The following is a 15,881-nucleotide window of genomic DNA, read 5'->3' as shown; positions in this document are numbered from 1 at the left end:
ACGATCCGCTACACCGCCATGCGCCTGGGCGTCTTCGTCGGCTGCTTCTTCGTCATCTGGGGCCTGGTCCACTTCGGCGTGCTCCCGGCCGGCCTCGGCGACTCCAACCTGCTGTGGGTCCTGCTGCTCGCCATCGTCGTCTCCGCGCCGCTCAGCTTCGTGCTGCTGCGCAAGCAGCGCGACGCGATGTCCGAGCGGATCGCCGAGCGCGTGGACAGCGCGAAGGCCAGGCTGGATTCCAACCGCAGCCAGGAGGACGGCCTGACCCAGTAGGGGCGGCGTAAGGTACGTCACACTCAGCGGCCTCACCGACACCCCGGTCCCGGACACCCGTCCGGGGCTGGGGTGTTGGCGTATTCCCGGCGGGCGCCGAGGTGTGCTGACCCAAAGAAGAGCTTTGATGTTCTCAAAGTACAAGTGTTAACGTTCTCCGCATGACGACAGCAGCCGCGCACTCCCCTGACCCGAGCGTCCCGCTCGTGCTGGTGGCGCGCCTCCATGTCGATCTCTGCCGCTGCATGTCCGCGGCCTGTCGCCGCCACATCTGACATCAGAAGCGACATCACGCAGCGGCGACCGCCCACAGCTCCAGCACGCCACGCCACGTGCAGCTCACGGCCGCCGCACCCCCGTCCCGTATGCCGATACGTAATCAACGGAGTGTGTCCGTGTCCGCGAACTCCGCGACCGCGCCCGAGAAGCAGAAGACCCGCTTCCGGATATCCGACAAGTTCCCCTTCTGGGCCCAGATCATCACCGGTCTGATCCTCGGTGTCCTCCTCGGCTGGCTCGCCCGCAGCCAGGACATCAGCTGGCTCAAGGCGACGCTGGAGCAGGTCGGCGGCATCTTCGTCCAACTGCTGAAGCTGGCCGTCGCGCCGCTCGTCTTCTTCGCGATCCTGGTGTCGATCACCAACCTCCGCAAGGTCAACAACGCCGCCCGGCTGGCCTCCCGCACGCTGCTCTGGTTCATGATCACGTCACTGATCGCGGTCGCCATCGGCCTCGCGATCGGCCTGATCACCAACCCGGGCGCCGGTACGGGCCTCACTCCCAAGGACGGCAAGAAGCCCGAGGGCTCCGGCTCCTGGAGCGACTTCCTGACCGGCATCGTGCCGACCGACGTCATCACGCCGTTCACCGAACTGAACGTGCTCCAGATCGTCTTCATGGCCGCCGTCGCCGGTATCGCCGCGCTCCAGCTCGGCGAAAAGGCCGAGCCGATCCTCAAGCTCAGCAACGCGGTCCTGGAACTGCTCCAGAAGGCCCTGTGGTGGGTCATCCGCCTCGCGCCCATCGGTACGGTCGGCCTCATCGGCTTCGCCATCGCCGACTACGGCTGGGAGCTGATCAGCAAGTACGCGACCTTCACCGCGGACGTCTACATCGGCTGCGCCATCGTGCTGTTCGGCGTCTACCCGCTGCTGCTCGCGACGGTCGCCAAGGTCAACCCGGTCCAGTTCTTCAAGGGCGCCTGGCCGGCCATCCAGCTCGCCTTCGTCTCCCGCTCCTCGGTCGGCACCATGCCGGTCACCCAGCGGGTCACCGAGCGCCTTGGCGTGCCGAAGGAGTACGCGTCGTTCGCCGTGCCGTTCGGCGCGACGACCAAGATGGACGGCTGCGCCGCGATCTACCCGGCGCTCGCGGCGATCTTCATCGCGCAGATCTTCGACGTACAGCTCGACATCCAGGACTACCTGCTGATCGCCTTCGTCTCGGTCATCGGCTCGGCGGCCACCGCCGGTCTGACGGGCGCGACGGTCATGCTGACGCTGACCCTCTCGACGCTGGGGCTGCCGCTGGAGGGCGTGGGCCTGCTGATGGCGATCGACCCGATCCTGGACATGATGCGGACCGCCACGAACGTCGCGGGTCAGGCTCTGGTGCCGGTCGTCGTCGCGGCCCGCGAGCAGATCCTCGACCACGACGCGTACAACTCGGCCTCGTCCTCGCCGGTCGACGAGTACGACGACGTGCGTGACGGTGTGCGTGACGCCGAGGAGAAGGTCGCTGTGCCGGTCACCGCGTGACCAGGCAGCGCTGTTACCGCTGACCCGCTGAAGTGCCCCTGGATGCCTTGCGTTCAGGGGCACTTCGGGTTTGGGGCGAGGGGGCGCCGTACGCTTACCGGAGAGTAGGTCGCGGTATGCGGTGAGGTGGCCGTGGGGCGGGAGGACCGGGATGTGGATGGTGCTGTGAAGGGCAAGCGGATGCCGCGTGCCGTGCGCGAGCGGCAGATGATGGACGCGGCCGTGCAGACCTTCGGACAGCGGGGGTACCGCGCCGCGTCGATGGACGAGATAGCCGAGCTGGCCGGGGTGTCGAAGCCGCTCGTCTATCTGTACCTGCACTCCAAGGAAGAGCTGTTCACGGCCTGCATCCGGCGCGAGGCGAGCGCGCTTGTCGAAGCGGTACGGGCAGGGGGGGAGCCCGGAGTGCCTGCCGATCGTCAGTTGTGGGCCGGGCTGAGGGCGTTCTTCACGCACGCCGCGCGGAACCCGGACGGCTGGGCGGTGCTGCACAACCAGGCCCGTACGCACGGGGAGCCGTTCGCCGCCGAGGTCGCCGCGATGCGTGCGGAGATCATCGGCTTCGTGACGTACCTGATCGGGGCGGCGGCGCGCGAGGCGGACTGCGACACGGAACTGGCCGAGCGGGAAGTGGCCGGGCTGGCCCATGCGCTGGTGGGGGCCGCCGAGTCGCTCGCGGGGTGGGGGAACGGGACGCCGGGCGTCTCGGCGAAGGAGACGGCCGCGACGCTGATGAACTTCGCCTGGGCGGGCCTGGAGAACCTCATGAACGGGCAGCGGTGGGCGCCGCCCTCACTCCGGGGGTGAGCCCGGCCGGTGGGCCGACCGCGTGCCCGTGAGGTGGATCCGGCCGTCCTGGCCGCGCACCTGGAAGGCGTCACCCGCCGCCGCGTAGGTGACGGTCGCGGGCAGCAGGACCCGGTCGAGTTCACGGAGGAGAACGGCTACCTGACGCCGTCGCTCAAGCTGTGGCGGGCGGCGATCGTACGGGACTTCGGGGGAGAGATGCGGGGGCTGTACGGGCGGTGAGGGCGAGTGGTGGCGACAGTGAGCGGAGGGGGAGCCCGCTGGGGGCCGCCCCCTCCGGAAGGGGTGTTACGAGCAGTTGCCCCGGGCCGGCCTGCCGGTGAACCGTTCGCCCAGCCAGTCCATCGCCGGGAACGCGCCCACGGTCACCGCGCCGATGTGCCCGAGCAGGGGATGCGAGCGCCACTGGACATTCGCGCCCCTGTCGCACCAGTCGGCGCGCAGCTGCCTGCCGACGGAGTACGGGATCAGCTCGTCGAGCCCGCCGTGGTAGAGGTAGACGGGGTGGTCGGGGGCGTGGGTGCCGACGTTCGACTCGGTGAGCCGCTGCTGCCAGTCGGGCTGGTCGAGCGGGTTGGTGACAGTCACGTCGGAGATGCGCTGGAAGAGGCCCGCGACGGTGTCGACGGCCACGCAGTTCTTCTTCATGAAGTCGACGTAGGCGCGGCCCTTGGCGTTGAGGTACCTGTCGAGCTCCAGCTCGGGGAACGCCGCGTGCTGGCCGGTGGCGGCCATCAGGATCAGGCCGGCGCCGATGTTGCCGTCGTTGAAGTCGGCGACCTCCAGCAGGTCGGCCGGTACGCCGCCGGTCGCCGTGCCCTTGACGTTGAGCTCAGGGGCGTACGAGTCGTGCAGTTCGGCGGCCCAGCTCGATGCCTGGCCGCCCTGCGAGTACCCCATGATGCCGATGGGTGATTGGTCGCTCAGACCGCTCCGGCCGGCCTCCGGGTGGCGGAGGGCGGCGCGTGCCGCGTCGAGGACGGCGTGCCCCTCGGCGCGCCCGACGGTGTAGGTGTGGTCGCCCGGGGTGCCGAGCCCTTCGTAGTCGGTGACGGCGACGGCCCAGCCGCGTTGGACGGCCTGGTTGATGAGGTTGGCCTCGACGGTGGTGCCCTTGGGGAACCCGGCGCTCGGCGCGCACTGGTCGGCGAGCCCGACGGTACCGACGGCGTACGTGACCAGCGGGCGCGGCCCGGTGCGCGCGTCCTTGGGGACGATGAGGGTGCCGGATACGACGTTGGGGGCGCCCTTGGCGGTGGTGGAGCGGTAGGTGAGGTGCCAGGCGTTGGTGTGCGTGGGCTGGTTGGGGAGGGGATGGAAGGACGTGGGGGTGGAGGTGACGATGTCACCGGGGGTGGCGGTGGGGGCGGCGGTGGAGGTGGTGGTGCTGAGGGCGAGAGCGGCTGCCAAGGTGATGACGGCGGCCAGTCTGCGTCGAGCGGGGATGTGGGCGCGGCTCGTGTGACTCATGCGGCTCTCCCAACGTTCCTACGGGGGCTGGGGTCGTTGCCGAGACGGTAGAGACTGACCGGTAGGTACGGAGCTGACCGGGAAGCTCAGCTTTGCTGACCGCGCATGTCAACGACGCAGGGGCGAAGCAGGGACCGGGGTCGGGGTACCGATTCCACAACCGCCCCCACCCGATAGGCCGCCGGTGTGGTCCCCGTCCAGCGGCGGAACGCGCGGTGGAACGACGTGTCCTCGGAGAAGCCGAGCCGCGCGGCCAGTTCCGCGATCGGTTCGCGGCCCTCCGTCAGGCCCGCGATCGCCGCGTCCCGCCGCACCGCGTCCTTGAGCTGCTGGAAGGACGTCAACTCCCGCTGGAGGCGGCGGCGCAGCGTCGCCGGGCTCACCGCGAGCCGCGCCGCCGTCTCGCCGAGGGAGGGCAGCCGGTGCGACGCGCGCAGGGACTGCGCCAGGGTGTGGCGGACCTGCTCGGCCACTGTCGTGCCGTACTCGCGGCGGCTGAGGAGTTCGAAGGGGGCGCGGCCGAGCATCACACGCAGCTGCGCCTCGTCCCGTACGAGCGGCGCGGCGAGCCAGTGGGCGTCGAAGCCGGCGGCCGTGCGCTCGGCACCGAAGCGGACGGGGCAGCCGAAGAGGATGTCGTACTCGTCCTTGTGCGGCGGCGGCGGGTAGTGGAACTCCGCCCACCGCAGGGGGATGCGCCGCCCTATCAGCCAGCTGCACAACCGGTGCCAGATGATCAGCAGGCACTCGCTGAGGAACCGGTCCTCGTCGCGGTCCGGAGCACTGCGGATGCTGAACGCCGCCCCGGGCCCCCCGCCCCCGTGTTCCAGCGCGAGGTCCGGGCCGCCGGGGAACAGCCGGTAGAACGCCGTCCCGCGTTCGACCGCCGCGCCCAGGTCCCGGCAGCCCAGCGCGGCGTAGCACATCATCGCGAATGTGCCGGGTCTGCTCGGTGCGGACGCCAGCCCCAGGAACTCGTCCCGCGTCGCCCGGTACACCGCGCGGAAGAGGCCTGCGAACTGCGCGGCCGTGACGCGCGCCCGGTCGTCGCCGAGCAGTAGGGGCGGGATGTTGCCCGCCTGGAGCAGCGGCACGGTGTCGATGCCTCGGCGTTCGGCGCCGCGCAGTACGGCCCGTACATGGTGCACGGTGATCGTAGTCTTCGCCGTGGTCACCGTCCCCGCCGCCGAAACCGCTCCCGCAGCCGTGGTCGCCATAGTCAACGACGGTAACCGGGATGAGCGGCCCGGTCAGTGCCGGTGACGTTTCCCGTCATCCCCCGTGGCCCCGTGCCGTACCTACCGTCGGACGCATGAGGCGAATCGAGCAGCTCGTATGAGGCGGCCCGGCACACTCGCGGTGTTCACCGCCTGGGCGGGGGACCGGTACGGCGACCATCCGGCGTTGCGGGCGAAGGGGATGCCGCCCGTCTCATACGCCGAACTGCGCGACACGGTCCGCGCGATCGCCGGGGAGCTGGCCGGGCCCGGCACGGGAGTCCGGGCGGGGGACCGCGTGGCGATCCTCTCCGAGACCCGCGTCGAGTGGACGTACGCGCACTTCGCCGTGCTCGCCGTGGGCGCGGTCGTCGTCCCCGTCTACCCCACGGCGGGCGACGAGGAGCTGGCCTGGGTGCTAGGGGACTCCGGTGCCACGGTCGTGATCTGCGAGAACGCCGAGCGGGCCGCCCGGGTGACGGGCGTGCGCGCGAAGACCCCGGACGTGCGCCACGTCCTCCTGCTGGACGAGCTCCGCCCGCCCACCGGACCAGCCGCACCCCTCACGCCCCCCGCGCCCCCCGGCCAACTGGCGGCACGGGCCGCCGACGTCGGGGACGGCGACCTCGCGGCGATCGTCTACACGTCGGGGACCACCGGGCTCCCCAAGGGCTGCCACCTCACCCACGGCAACCTCGGGGCCGTACTCGAAGCCAACCTGGACCTGATCGGCGGCGGGCCGGGCGACCGCACGTACCTCTACCTGCCGCTCGCCCACCTGCTCGCCCAGCTCATCCAGTTCACGACCCTCCTGCGCGGCGGCGAACTCTGCTACTTCGGCGGCCGGATCGAGGACGTGGTGAGCGAGCTGGCCGAGGTGAAGCCGACGCATCTGCCGTCCGTGCCCCGGCTCTTCGAGAAGGTGCACGCGACGGTCCTGTCGCTGGCCGAGGCGCGGGAGGGCGGACGCGAGCGGTTCGAGGAGGCGGTACGGATTGGGGTGCTGGCGGCGGAGGGGCGGCTGCCGGACGAGCTGACAGCCGCGTACGAAGAGGCCGACCAGCGTCTCTACAGCCTGGTCAGGGCCATCTTCGGAGGGCGGCTGCGATGGGCGCTGACCGGCGCGGCCCCGATCGCCCCGCGGACGATGGACTTCCTGCGCGCCTGCGGCATCCAGGTCTTCGAGGGGTACGGGATGACCGAGTCGGGCGGCGTCATCTCGCTCAATCATCCGGGTGCGGTCCGGTACGGGACGGTCGGCCGGCCGGTCGCGGGCTGCGAGGTGCGCATCGCGGAGGACGGCGAGGTGCTGGCGCGCGGGCCGATGGTCTTCCCCGGCTACCACGCGAACGAGGCGGCGACGCGCGAGACGGTCGACGCGGACGGCTGGCTGCACACCGGGGACCTCGGGGCGCTGGACGGTGACGGCTACCTCACGATCACCGGCCGCAAGAAGGACCTGATCATCACGTCGGCGGGGAAGAACCTCACTCCGACCACGGTCGAACAGGCCGTCCAGCAGCAGTCCGCGCTCGTGTCACACGTGGTGATGGTGGGCGACCGCCGTCCGTACCCCGTCGCGCTCGTCACCCTCGACGCCCAGGAGGTCGCCGGCTGGGCGGCCCGCGAAGGCCGCGACCCGGGGGACCGCGAGGCGCTGCGCGCCGTGGTCCAGGAGGCGGTCGACGCGGCGAACGCGCGGGTCTCCCGTCCGGCGCGGATCCGCGCCTTCGCCGTGCTCGACGAAGACTTCACAGTGGACGCCGGCGTGCTCACGCCGACGCTGAAGGTCCGGCGGCGGGCGGTCGCCGAGCGGTACGCCGCCGAGATAGAGGCGCTGTACGCGACCGGCACCGGCACGGGGTGAGCGGGGTACCCGCCGCCCACCACAGGCAGGAGCCCCGTTCCTGACGGAACGGGGCTCCTTGGTACTGCGTATTCCGACCGCGATCAGTCGGCCCGGGCAACTAGACCGGGGTGACGTTCTCCGCCTGCGGGCCCTTGGGGCCCTGCGTGACGTCGAAGTTCACCTGCTGGTTCTCCTCGAGCGAGCGGAAACCAGACGCGTTGATCGCGGAGTAGTGGACGAAGACATCCGGGCCGCCGCCGTCCTGGGCGATGAAGCCGAAGCCCTTTTCAGCGTTGAACCACTTGACGGTTCCGGTAGCCATAAGCCCTCCTATGGGCCAAAGGGTTGCCCTGCTCCAGAACCTGCAAAGAAGTCTGAAAACTACAAAAGCCTGCGGGTCACATGCTCCGCAGGCTCTGTACTGCAAGGGAAACCAAACTGCAACTTGCGGCGAGCGTAGCACGCACTTTGAGGAGAGTGGAAGAGGGAAAGATCACGTCACCCGGAAGTTTGACGGCGTCCATCCGCAGGCCTTTCCGAGGTCACCGATTCGCCCTGGCCGCCCCGGCGTCGGCCCCGGTCACGGACGGGTCTAGCCTCGCGATGTGGACAATTCAACTGCTGTCGACCACCGTCGCAGCCGGCCACGTGTCGGCCACATCCAGTTCCTGAACTGCCTGCCTCTTTACTGGGGGCTGGCCCGTACCGGAGCGCTTCTCGACTTCGAGCTGTCGAAGGACACCCCTGAGCGGCTGAGCGAGCAACTGGTGCGCGGCGATCTCGACATCGCGCCCGTCACCCTCGTCGAGTTCCTGCGCAACGCCGACGATCTCGTCGCCTTCCCCGACCTCGCGGTCGGCTGCGACGGGCCCGTCATGTCCTGCGTGATCGTGTCCCAGGTGCCACTGGAGCAGCTCGACAAGGCGCGGGTCGCGCTCGGTTCGACCTCGCGTACGTCGGTGCGCCTGGCGCAGTTGCTGCTCGCCGAGCAGTACGGCGTACGGCCCGACTACTACACGTGTCCGCCCGACCTCGGGGTGATGATGCAGGAGGCGGATGCGGCCGTGCTGATCGGCGACGCGGCGCTGCGGGCCGCGCTGCACGACGCGCCGCGGCTCGGTCTTGAGGTCCACGACCTGGGACAGATGTGGAAGCAGTGGACGGGCCTGCCGTTCGTCTTCGCGGTGTGGGCGACGCGCAAGGACTACCTCGCGCGGGAGCCGGGCGTCGTGAAGAAGGCGCACGAGGCGTTCCTGACCTCCCGCGATCTGTCCCTGGAAGAGGTCGGCAAGGTTGCCGAGCAGGCAGCGCGCTGGGAGGTCTTCGACGCGGAGCTGCTGGAGCGCTACTTCACGACGCTGGACTTCCGCTTCGGCCCCGAGCAGCTTGCGGGCGTACGGGAATTCGCCCGCAGGACCGGCCCGACCACCGGGTTTCCGGCCGATGTCACCGTCGAGCTGCTCGGCTGAGCGGGGCGCCCCCTAGGCTGCTGGCGACCGCGAGCACCGGGCGGAGCCGACAGTGGGCAGTACGGGGGAGGACGAGGCCATGCAGCCGCTCGACGCGGGGGACCCGCAGACCGTCGGCGCGTACCGGATCCTCGGCAGGCTCGGGGCGGGCGGCATGGGCCGCGTCTATCTCGGGCGCAGCGCGGGCGGCCGTACGGTCGCGGTCAAGGTCGCGCACCCGCACTACGCGCTCGACGACGAGTTCCGGGCCCGCTTCCGGCGCGAGGTGGCGGCGGCCCGGCGGGTGGGCGGGGACTGGACGGCGCCCGTGCTGGACGCGGACCCGGACGCCACCGTGCCGTGGGTGGCCACCGGGTACGTCGCCGGGCCGACGCTGACCGAGGCCGTCGCCGACGCCGGGCCGCTGCCCGCGTACGCGGTACGGGCACTGGGTGCGGGGCTCGCGGAGGCGCTGACGGCGGTGCACGGGCTCGGTCTCGTACACCGGGACGTCAAGCCGTCGAACGTCATGCTGACGCTCGACGGGCCCCGGCTGATCGACTTCGGCATCGCGCGCGCCACCGACGGCACCACGTCGCTCACCTCCACCGGCGTGTCCATCGGCTCGCCCGGCTACATGTCGCCCGAGCAGATCCTCAGCAAGGACGTGACGGGGGCGGCCGACGTCTTCTCGCTGGGTGCGGTGCTGGCGTACGCCGCGCTGGGCGAGGCGCCGTTCCCCGGCGACTCCTCGGCGGCACTGCTCTACAAGGTGGTGCACGAGGAGCCGCGGCTGGACGGGCTGGACGCGCTGGACGGCGAGTTGCGCGAGGTGGTCGCCGCGTGCCTCGCGAAGGAGGCGGCGGACCGGCCGTCCCCCGGCGAGGTGGCGCGGCGGCTGGCGCCGGGCGGGGCCGCGCGGCTGGTGGCGGCGGGGTGGCTGCCGGGTCCGCTGGTCGAGCGGGCCGGCCGGGCGGCGGTGCGGCTGCTCGACCTGGAACCGGCTTCGGCGCCGCCGGGGTTGTCGGGGCCTGTGCCGTTCAGCAGCCCGGCGGTGGGCGCGTTCGGGCCGCCGCCGGCGCTGTTCGGCAGCGGGGCCGCCGGGCCCGTGCCCGTGCCTGCGCCTGTGCCCGTCGTACCGGAGCCGCGCGGGGACGCGACCGCGATGGCCACCGATCCGGCGGGCCGCCTCTCGCTCTCGCTGACCACCGAGAACACCCCCGGCGACCGGGGGTGCGGCCGCCGCAGGAGCTGCACGGTGGTCCTCGCCGTCGCGGGCGCGCTGGCGGTCGCGACGGTGGGCGGCTCCGTCTACCTGAGCGGACTGGGCGGTGACAACACCGACACCGGCGACGAAGGCGGCGGTTACGACGCGGCGCCCGCCACGCCGCCCGGTGTGCCCAAGGCCTTCACCGGCACGTGGGAGGGAAGCGTCACGGCGGGCGGTGTGGCCAGCCAGTACTCCGTCAAGATCAGCGCAGGGGTGCCGGGCGACGCCGTGGCCCGTACGACGAACACCTTCGGCCCGCTCCGGTGCAACGGCCTGGGCGAACTGGACTCCGCCACGGCGAACCGGCTCCGCATCACCGACCGCGCCGACCCCGCCCGCCCCTCCACGCCGGGCTGCGCGAGCGGCACCGTTCAGGTCACGTACACGCTGGAGAAGGACGGCACGCTGACCGTCAGGGCCAAGGGCGCGGGCACCGGGAACCCGGCCGGCTCACTGCGCCGGCTGGGCCGCTGACAGCGGCCCCCGCTGCCGGCGGACCGGCGCCCGGTCCGACGCGGCGGACCGGGCGCCGGTCAGATGCCGACCAGGTGTACGGCGCGTCCGCAGAGCTTGCGCATGTCGTCGGTGTCCGAGGTCAGCATGGCGACCGGTCCCGGCTGGCGCAGGGCCACTTCGGCGACCATCGCGTCGATGGCGTACTTGTGGCCGTGCAGGTTTGTGTCCTTGAGGAGCTTGGCTGCTGCTCGGGATGCCTGCTCGGTGACGGGTTGAATCCCGATGCGGGACAGCAACCAGTTGAGTCTTGCCGTGTTGGTCTTGCCATGGCTGGCTTCGATGATGGTGGCGGCGCTGATCACGAGATCAGCCTCCGCCTCTCGGAACACCTTGATCATGGTGCTGATCCGGCGATCGTCGGCGAGCCAGCCAGAGAGGCCTTCGCTGTCGAGCACGATCGTCCGGAAGTAACTTTCGGTCACGCGGCAACCGACCCCGCTTCGGGAAGGGCTTTGCCGTAGATCTCGGCGCGAGCCTTGGCAAGTTCCTCCTCGGTGAACTCGCCGTGCTCCTCCTGATGGCGTTCCAGCTCCTGGTCGATCAGCTCGCCGCGGAGCCGCCGGGCGACCGCGTCCGCGACGTAACCGGAGACGTTGTCGGTGATCTGTTTGAGCGCTTCAACCTGAGCGGCAGGGAGCGTGATGGTGACGCGTGCTGTGTCGGCCATACGGCGAGCGTACGGTGATGCGCGACCCGGTCGCCACCTGTACGTCAACCGGGTGCCCGAAGCTCACCCGAGGGGCTGGCGTAGGCTGGGCCGGTCCGTCCACACCCTGCCGAAAGGGACAACTCCGGTGACTGAGAAGGCCGACCTCACAGCCGTCCTCGACCGCGCCGCTGAGGGTGGGCGGATCACCCCGGAAGAGGCGCTGGAGCTCTACCGCCACGCGCCGCTGCACGCTCTCGGCCAGGCCGCCGACGCCGTGCGCCGCCGCCGCTACGCCGGTACGGAGCACATCGCGACGTACATCATCGAGCGGAACATCAACTACACGAACTCGTGCGTCACCGCGTGCAAGTTCTGTGCCTTCTACGCCGCGCCCAAGAGCGACAAGGTGTGGACCCGCGACCTCGACGACATCCTGCGCCGCTGCGCGGAGACCGTCGAGCTCGGCGGTACGCAGATCATGTTCCAGGGCGGACACCACCCGGACTACGGCGTCGAGTACTACGAGGAGCACTTCGCCGCGATCAAGGCGGCGTACCCCCAGCTCGTCATCCACTCCCTCGGTGCCTCCGAGGTCGAGCACATGGCCCGCATCTCGGGCGTGAGCGCCGAGGAAGCCATCCGCCGTATCCACGCCGCCGGTCTCGACTCCTTCGCCGGTGCCGGCGCCGAGCTGCTGCCCGAGCGGCCGCGCAAGGCCATCGCGCCGCTCAAGGAGTCCGGCGAGCGCTGGCTGGAGATCATGGAGCTGGCGCACCGGCTGGGGGTCGAGTCGACGTCGACGATGCTCATGGGTACGGGTGAGACCAACGCCGAGCGCATCGAGCACCTGCGGATGATCCGCGACGTACAGGACCGGACGGGCGGCTTCCGCGCCTTCATCCCGTACACCTACCAGCCGCAGAACAACGCGCTGAAGGGCCGTACGCAGGCCACGCTCTTCGAGTACCTGCGTCTCATCGCCGTCGCCCGCCTCTTCCTCGACAACGTCGCGCACATCCAGGGCTCCTGGCTGACGGTCGGCAAGGAGGTCGGCCAGTTGTCGCTGCACTACGGCGCGGACGACCTGGGGTCGATCATGCTGGAGGAGAACGTCGTCTCGTCCGCCGGGGCCAAGCACCGCTCGAACCGGATGGAGATCATCGATCTCATCCGCAAGGCGGGGCGCGTGCCCGCGCAGCGCGCGACGACGTACGAGCACATCGTCGTGCACGACGACCCGGCGAACGACCCGGTCCACGACCACGTGGTCTCCCACCTCTCGTCGACGGCCATCGAGGGCGGCACCGCGCACCCCGAGCTGAAGATCCTCAGCACCAACTAGCACCAACTAGCCTCCAACTGGCGCCGACCAGCACCAACCAGCCCCAACTAGGAGCCTCGTGCTGACGATTCACCGGGTGCTCGGCGTCCGTCCCTTCGCGGATCATCCCGACGAGGAGCGGACGGACACCGGGCACGCGGTCGTCGTGGACGGCCGGCGCTTCGCCGCCATCGGCCCGTACGAGGAGCTGTACGCCGCGTACGGCGACCGGGCCCGCGTCCGCGAGTGGGCCGGGCTGCTGACGCCCGGCCGGTACGAGCCGGACGCCGCCGCGCTCCTCGACGCCGCCTACTGGCCCGACCCCCGCGAGGCCGGCGCCCTCGGCACCGAGCCCCTGACCGGCGCCGCCCTGGACGCGCTCGACATGACCGCCGCGCGGTGGGGCGCCAGCGCCCGGCGCGGCGTGCAGCGGCTGCTGGCGCGCGGCACGACCGTGCTCGCCGGGCCGTTCACCCGGCCCGAGGTGCGCACGGCCGTCGAGCGGTCCGGCATCCGGTGGTACGAGAGCACGCCGGACGCCCCGGTCACGGCGCGGCCACGCGTGCTCACCCCCTCCGGCGTCGCGGACTTCGCCGTATTCGCGGGGGAGAAGGGTGACGGGCCGTGCCTGGTCACCGCCCTGGACGGACGGCTGGTGTACCGCGGGCGGGTATGAGCGCGGAGCCGGTGTGATCACGGGGCGGGTCGAGGGTGGATTCCGCTGATCCCGGCTTCGGGACGTACTGCTTGAATACGGAGCATGACCCGCGCATCCCTGAACAAGCAGCCGCACGAAGTCGCGTCGATGTTCGACGACGTGGCGGCGAACTACGACCTCACCAACGACGTCCTCTCGCTCGGCCAGGACCGGGTGTGGCGCAAGGAGGTCGCCAAGGCCGTGAACGCGCGCCCCGCGCAGAAGGTCCTCGACCTCGCGGCGGGTACGGCCACCTCCTCCCTTCCCTTCGCCGCCACCGGTGCGTACGTCGTCCCCTGCGACTTCTCGCTCGGCATGCTGCGCGAGGGCAAGAAGCGCCACCCGCACCTGCCGCTGACCGCCGGTGACGCGACGAAGCTGCCGTTCCGCGACGACGTGTTCGACGCGGTGACGATCTCGTTCGGCCTGCGCAACGTGCAGGACACGGACGCGGCGCTGCGTGAGCTGTACCGGGTCACCAAGCCCGGCGGCCGGGTCGTGATCTGCGAGTTCTCGCACCCGACGTGGGCCCCGTTCCGCACCGTCTACACCGAGTACCTGATGCGCGCGCTGCCGCCGGTCGCGCGGGCCGTCTCCAGCAACCCGGACGCGTACGTCTACCTCGCCGAGTCCATCCGCGCGTGGCCCGACCAGGCGGCACTGGCGACCCGGCTCCAGCGGGCAGGCTGGTCGAAGGTGGCCTGGCGCAACCTGACGGGTGGCGTCGTAGCACTGCACCGCGGCACGAAGCCGCAGTAGAGAGCCACCCGTGGACTACCAGTCGGTCCTGGAGCGGATCGCGCGGGACGTGGCGCCGCAGGCCGGCAGCGGCAGACCCGCCGAGTACATCCCGGCGCTCGCCGCCGTCGACCCGCGCCACTTCGGCATGGCCATCGCGGATGTGGACGGCAAGGTGTACGGAGTCGGGGACTGGCAGCGCCCCTTCTCCACCCAGTCGATCACCAAGGTCTTCACGCTGGCGCTGGTCCTGGCGACGGGCGGCGACTCCCTGTGGGAGCACGTCGGCCGCGAGCCGTCCGGCAACCCCTTCAACTCCCTGGTCCAGCTCGAGTATGAGAACGGCATCCCGCGCAATCCGTTCATCAACGCCGGCGCGCTCGTCGTCACCGACCGCCTCCAGACCCTGACCGGCGACGCGAGCAGCGAACTCCTCGACTTCCTCCGCCAGGAATCCGGCAACCCCGGCCTGGCCTTCGACCCGGAGGTCGCGGAGTCGGAATCCGCGCACGGCGACCGCAACGCGGCCCTGGCCCACTTCATGGCGTCGTACGGCAACATCACCAACCCCGTCCCCACACTCCTCGACCACTACTTCTGGCAGTGCGCGATCGAGATGAGCTGCGCGGACCTCGCCCTGGCGGCGCGCTTCCTCGCCCGCCACGGGCTGCGCGCGGACGACTCCCGGCTGCTGACGCGCAGCGAGGCGAAGCAGATCAACGCGGTGATGCTGACGTGCGGTACGTACGACGCGGCCGGCGAATTCGCCCACCGGGTCGGGCTGCCGGGCAAGAGCGGCGTGGGCGGCGGAATCGTGGCGGTCGTACCGGGGCGGTGCACGCTGTGCGTGTGGAGCCCGGGCCTGGACGAGCGCGGCAACTCGGTGACGGGCGTGGCGGCCCTGGACCGCTTCACGACGCTGACGGGTTTGTCGGTGTTCTAGCCCCCTCCCGGCACGGGGTGCGAGACGCTGGGGTGATGTTCGAAGACTTCGAATCCAAGCTGGTTCAGGTGCGGGACGCGAGCATCTTCGTCCGTTACGGCGGAGAGGGCCCGCCGGTGCTGTTGCTGCACGGCCACCCCAGGACCTCCGCGACCTGGCACCGCGTCGCCCCGCGGCTGGTCGAGCGAGGCTTCACGGTCGTCTGCCCCGACCTGCGGGGATACGGCCGCTCTCGTGGCCCGGCACCCACAGCCGATCACACCGCCCATTCCAAACGCGCGGTCGCCCAGGACATGCTGGCGGTGATGCGCTCCCTCGGCCATGACCGCTTCCTGCTCGCCGGGCACGACCGAGGAGGAGCCGTGGCGCTGCGCCTCGTCCTCGATCACCCCGACTCGGTGTCCCGTGTGGCGCTGATCGACTGCCTGCCCATCAGCGAGCACCTGTCCCGTATCACCGGGGAGTTCGCGACGCGATGGTGGCACTGGTTCTTCTTCGCCCAGCCGGACATTCCCGAGCGGGTCATCAACGCCGACCCGGACAGCTGGTACCGCGGCGATCCGCAGAGCATGGGGCAGGAGAACTACGACGAATGGCGCGAGGCCACCAGAAACCCCGACGTGGTGCGCGCGATGCTGGAGGACTACCGAGCCGGTCTGACCGTCGACAAGCGCCACGAAGAAGCCAACCGGAGGGCCGGCGAGCGGATCAACTGCCCCGCACTGATCCTGTGGTCGCTCCAGGACGACCTCGAAGACCTCTACGGTGACCCGCTGAAGATCTGGCAGCACTGGGCACCCGACGTGCGCGGCCACGGAATCGACTCCGGACATCACGTGGCCGAAGAGGCCCCGGACGCGCTCGCCACGTCCCTGGGTGATTTCTTCGGCAGCTGACCAGGAAGGGCTCCCCGGCCGCACCCCGGC

17 protein-coding genes are annotated in these 15,881 nt (G+C 70.8%); 12 read left to right on the top strand and 5 right to left on the bottom strand.

Features of this window, described 5'->3' with window-relative positions; translation table 11 throughout:
- Positions 1 to 18 precede the first annotated feature (18 nt).
- The 4 genes from G412_RS0112890 to G412_RS0112875 all read left to right on the top strand — a co-directional run bounded on the left by G412_RS0112890 (position 19) and on the right by G412_RS0112875 (position 3,059).
- Positions 19 to 273, top strand: a complete 255-nt coding sequence (locus G412_RS0112890) for a DUF4229 domain-containing protein (protein ID WP_051338320.1) — start codon at positions 19 to 21, stop codon at positions 271 to 273.
- A gap of 395 nt (positions 274 to 668) precedes the next feature.
- Entirely contained in the window at positions 669 to 2,030 is a 1,362-nt protein-coding gene (locus G412_RS0112885; protein WP_028812463.1) for a dicarboxylate/amino acid:cation symporter, read from the top strand.
- 180 nt (positions 2,031 to 2,210) lie between these two features.
- Complete coding sequence (locus G412_RS0112880) at positions 2,211 to 2,837, top strand: TetR/AcrR family transcriptional regulator (RefSeq protein ID WP_037648691.1); 627 nt, start codon at positions 2,211 to 2,213, stop codon at positions 2,835 to 2,837.
- 9 nt (positions 2,838 to 2,846) lie between these two features.
- Complete coding sequence (locus tag G412_RS0112875) at positions 2,847 to 3,059, top strand: hypothetical protein (RefSeq protein WP_157839086.1); 213 nt, start codon at positions 2,847 to 2,849, stop codon at positions 3,057 to 3,059.
- 66 nt (positions 3,060 to 3,125) lie between these two features.
- On the opposite strand, the gene G412_RS0112870 is transcribed toward G412_RS0112875, so the two are convergent.
- Complete coding sequence (locus tag G412_RS0112870) at positions 3,126 to 4,307, bottom strand: lipase family protein (protein ID WP_051338306.1); 1,182 nt, start codon at positions 4,305 to 4,307, stop codon at positions 3,126 to 3,128.
- 86 nt (positions 4,308 to 4,393) lie between these two features.
- The gene (locus tag G412_RS34185) at positions 4,394 to 5,524 is read right to left on the bottom strand and encodes an AraC family transcriptional regulator (protein ID WP_078606932.1); all 1,131 of its coding nucleotides are present in this window, start codon (positions 5,522 to 5,524) and stop codon (positions 4,394 to 4,396) included.
- Positions 5,525 to 5,642: 118 nt separating this feature from the next.
- Here G412_RS34185 and G412_RS0112860 point away from each other — a divergent pair, with 118 nt between their 5' ends.
- Positions 5,643 to 7,391, top strand: coding sequence for an AMP-dependent synthetase/ligase (locus G412_RS0112860; RefSeq protein WP_028812459.1), 1,749 nt, complete (start codon positions 5,643 to 5,645; stop codon positions 7,389 to 7,391).
- Positions 7,392 to 7,491: 100 nt separating this feature from the next.
- Here the strand turns inward: G412_RS0112860 and G412_RS0112855 are convergent, their stop codons facing one another.
- Entirely contained in the window at positions 7,492 to 7,695 is a 204-nt protein-coding gene (locus G412_RS0112855; protein ID WP_003984261.1) for a cold-shock protein, read from the bottom strand.
- 283 nt (positions 7,696 to 7,978) lie between these two features.
- Between G412_RS0112855 and G412_RS0112850 the strand changes: the two genes are divergently transcribed.
- On the top strand, positions 7,979 to 8,842 hold the full coding sequence (locus tag G412_RS0112850; protein WP_028812458.1) for a menaquinone biosynthetic enzyme MqnA/MqnD family protein: 864 nt from the start codon (positions 7,979 to 7,981) through the stop codon (positions 8,840 to 8,842).
- 79 nt (positions 8,843 to 8,921) lie between these two features.
- Positions 8,922 to 10,565, top strand: a complete 1,644-nt coding sequence (locus tag G412_RS0112845; protein WP_028812457.1) for a serine/threonine-protein kinase — start codon at positions 8,922 to 8,924, stop codon at positions 10,563 to 10,565.
- A 59-nt stretch (positions 10,566 to 10,624) separates the two neighbouring features.
- Here G412_RS0112845 and G412_RS0112840 read toward each other — a convergent pair whose 3' ends face one another.
- Entirely contained in the window at positions 10,625 to 11,029 is a 405-nt protein-coding gene (locus G412_RS0112840) for a PIN domain-containing protein (protein WP_028812456.1), read from the bottom strand.
- Positions 11,026 to 11,274, bottom strand: a complete 249-nt coding sequence (locus G412_RS0112835; RefSeq protein WP_028812455.1) for a hypothetical protein — start codon at positions 11,272 to 11,274, stop codon at positions 11,026 to 11,028. The genes G412_RS0112840 and G412_RS0112835 overlap by 4 nt, the downstream gene beginning before the upstream one ends.
- A 127-nt stretch (positions 11,275 to 11,401) precedes the next feature.
- Between G412_RS0112835 and mqnC the strand changes: the two genes are divergently transcribed.
- The 5 genes from mqnC (at position 11,402) to G412_RS0112810 (ending at position 15,851) form a co-directional block, all read left to right on the top strand.
- Complete coding sequence (mqnC, locus tag G412_RS0112830) at positions 11,402 to 12,598, top strand: cyclic dehypoxanthinyl futalosine synthase (RefSeq protein ID WP_028812454.1); 1,197 nt, start codon at positions 11,402 to 11,404, stop codon at positions 12,596 to 12,598.
- 58 nt (positions 12,599 to 12,656) lie between these two features.
- Complete coding sequence (locus G412_RS0112825) at positions 12,657 to 13,253, top strand: hypothetical protein (RefSeq protein WP_028812453.1); 597 nt, start codon at positions 12,657 to 12,659, stop codon at positions 13,251 to 13,253.
- An 84-nt stretch (positions 13,254 to 13,337) separates the two neighbouring features.
- Positions 13,338 to 14,033: a demethylmenaquinone methyltransferase gene (locus tag G412_RS0112820; RefSeq protein ID WP_028812452.1), complete on the top strand. Its 696-nt coding sequence runs from the start codon at positions 13,338 to 13,340 to the stop codon at positions 14,031 to 14,033.
- Between the two features lie 10 nt (positions 14,034 to 14,043).
- A complete protein-coding gene (locus G412_RS0112815) occupies positions 14,044 to 14,955 on the top strand; it encodes a glutaminase (RefSeq protein WP_028812451.1) in 912 nt (303 codons plus the stop codon).
- 35 nt (positions 14,956 to 14,990) lie between these two features.
- Positions 14,991 to 15,851, top strand: coding sequence for an alpha/beta fold hydrolase (locus G412_RS0112810; protein WP_028812450.1), 861 nt, complete (start codon positions 14,991 to 14,993; stop codon positions 15,849 to 15,851).
- The last annotated feature ends 30 nt before the right edge of the window (positions 15,852 to 15,881 follow it).

This window comes from Streptomyces flavidovirens DSM 40150 (assembly GCF_000429085.1).
GTDB lineage: Bacteria > Actinomycetota > Actinomycetes > Streptomycetales > Streptomycetaceae > Streptomyces > Streptomyces flavidovirens.
This window is presented reverse-complemented; position numbering and strand designations above follow the sequence as displayed.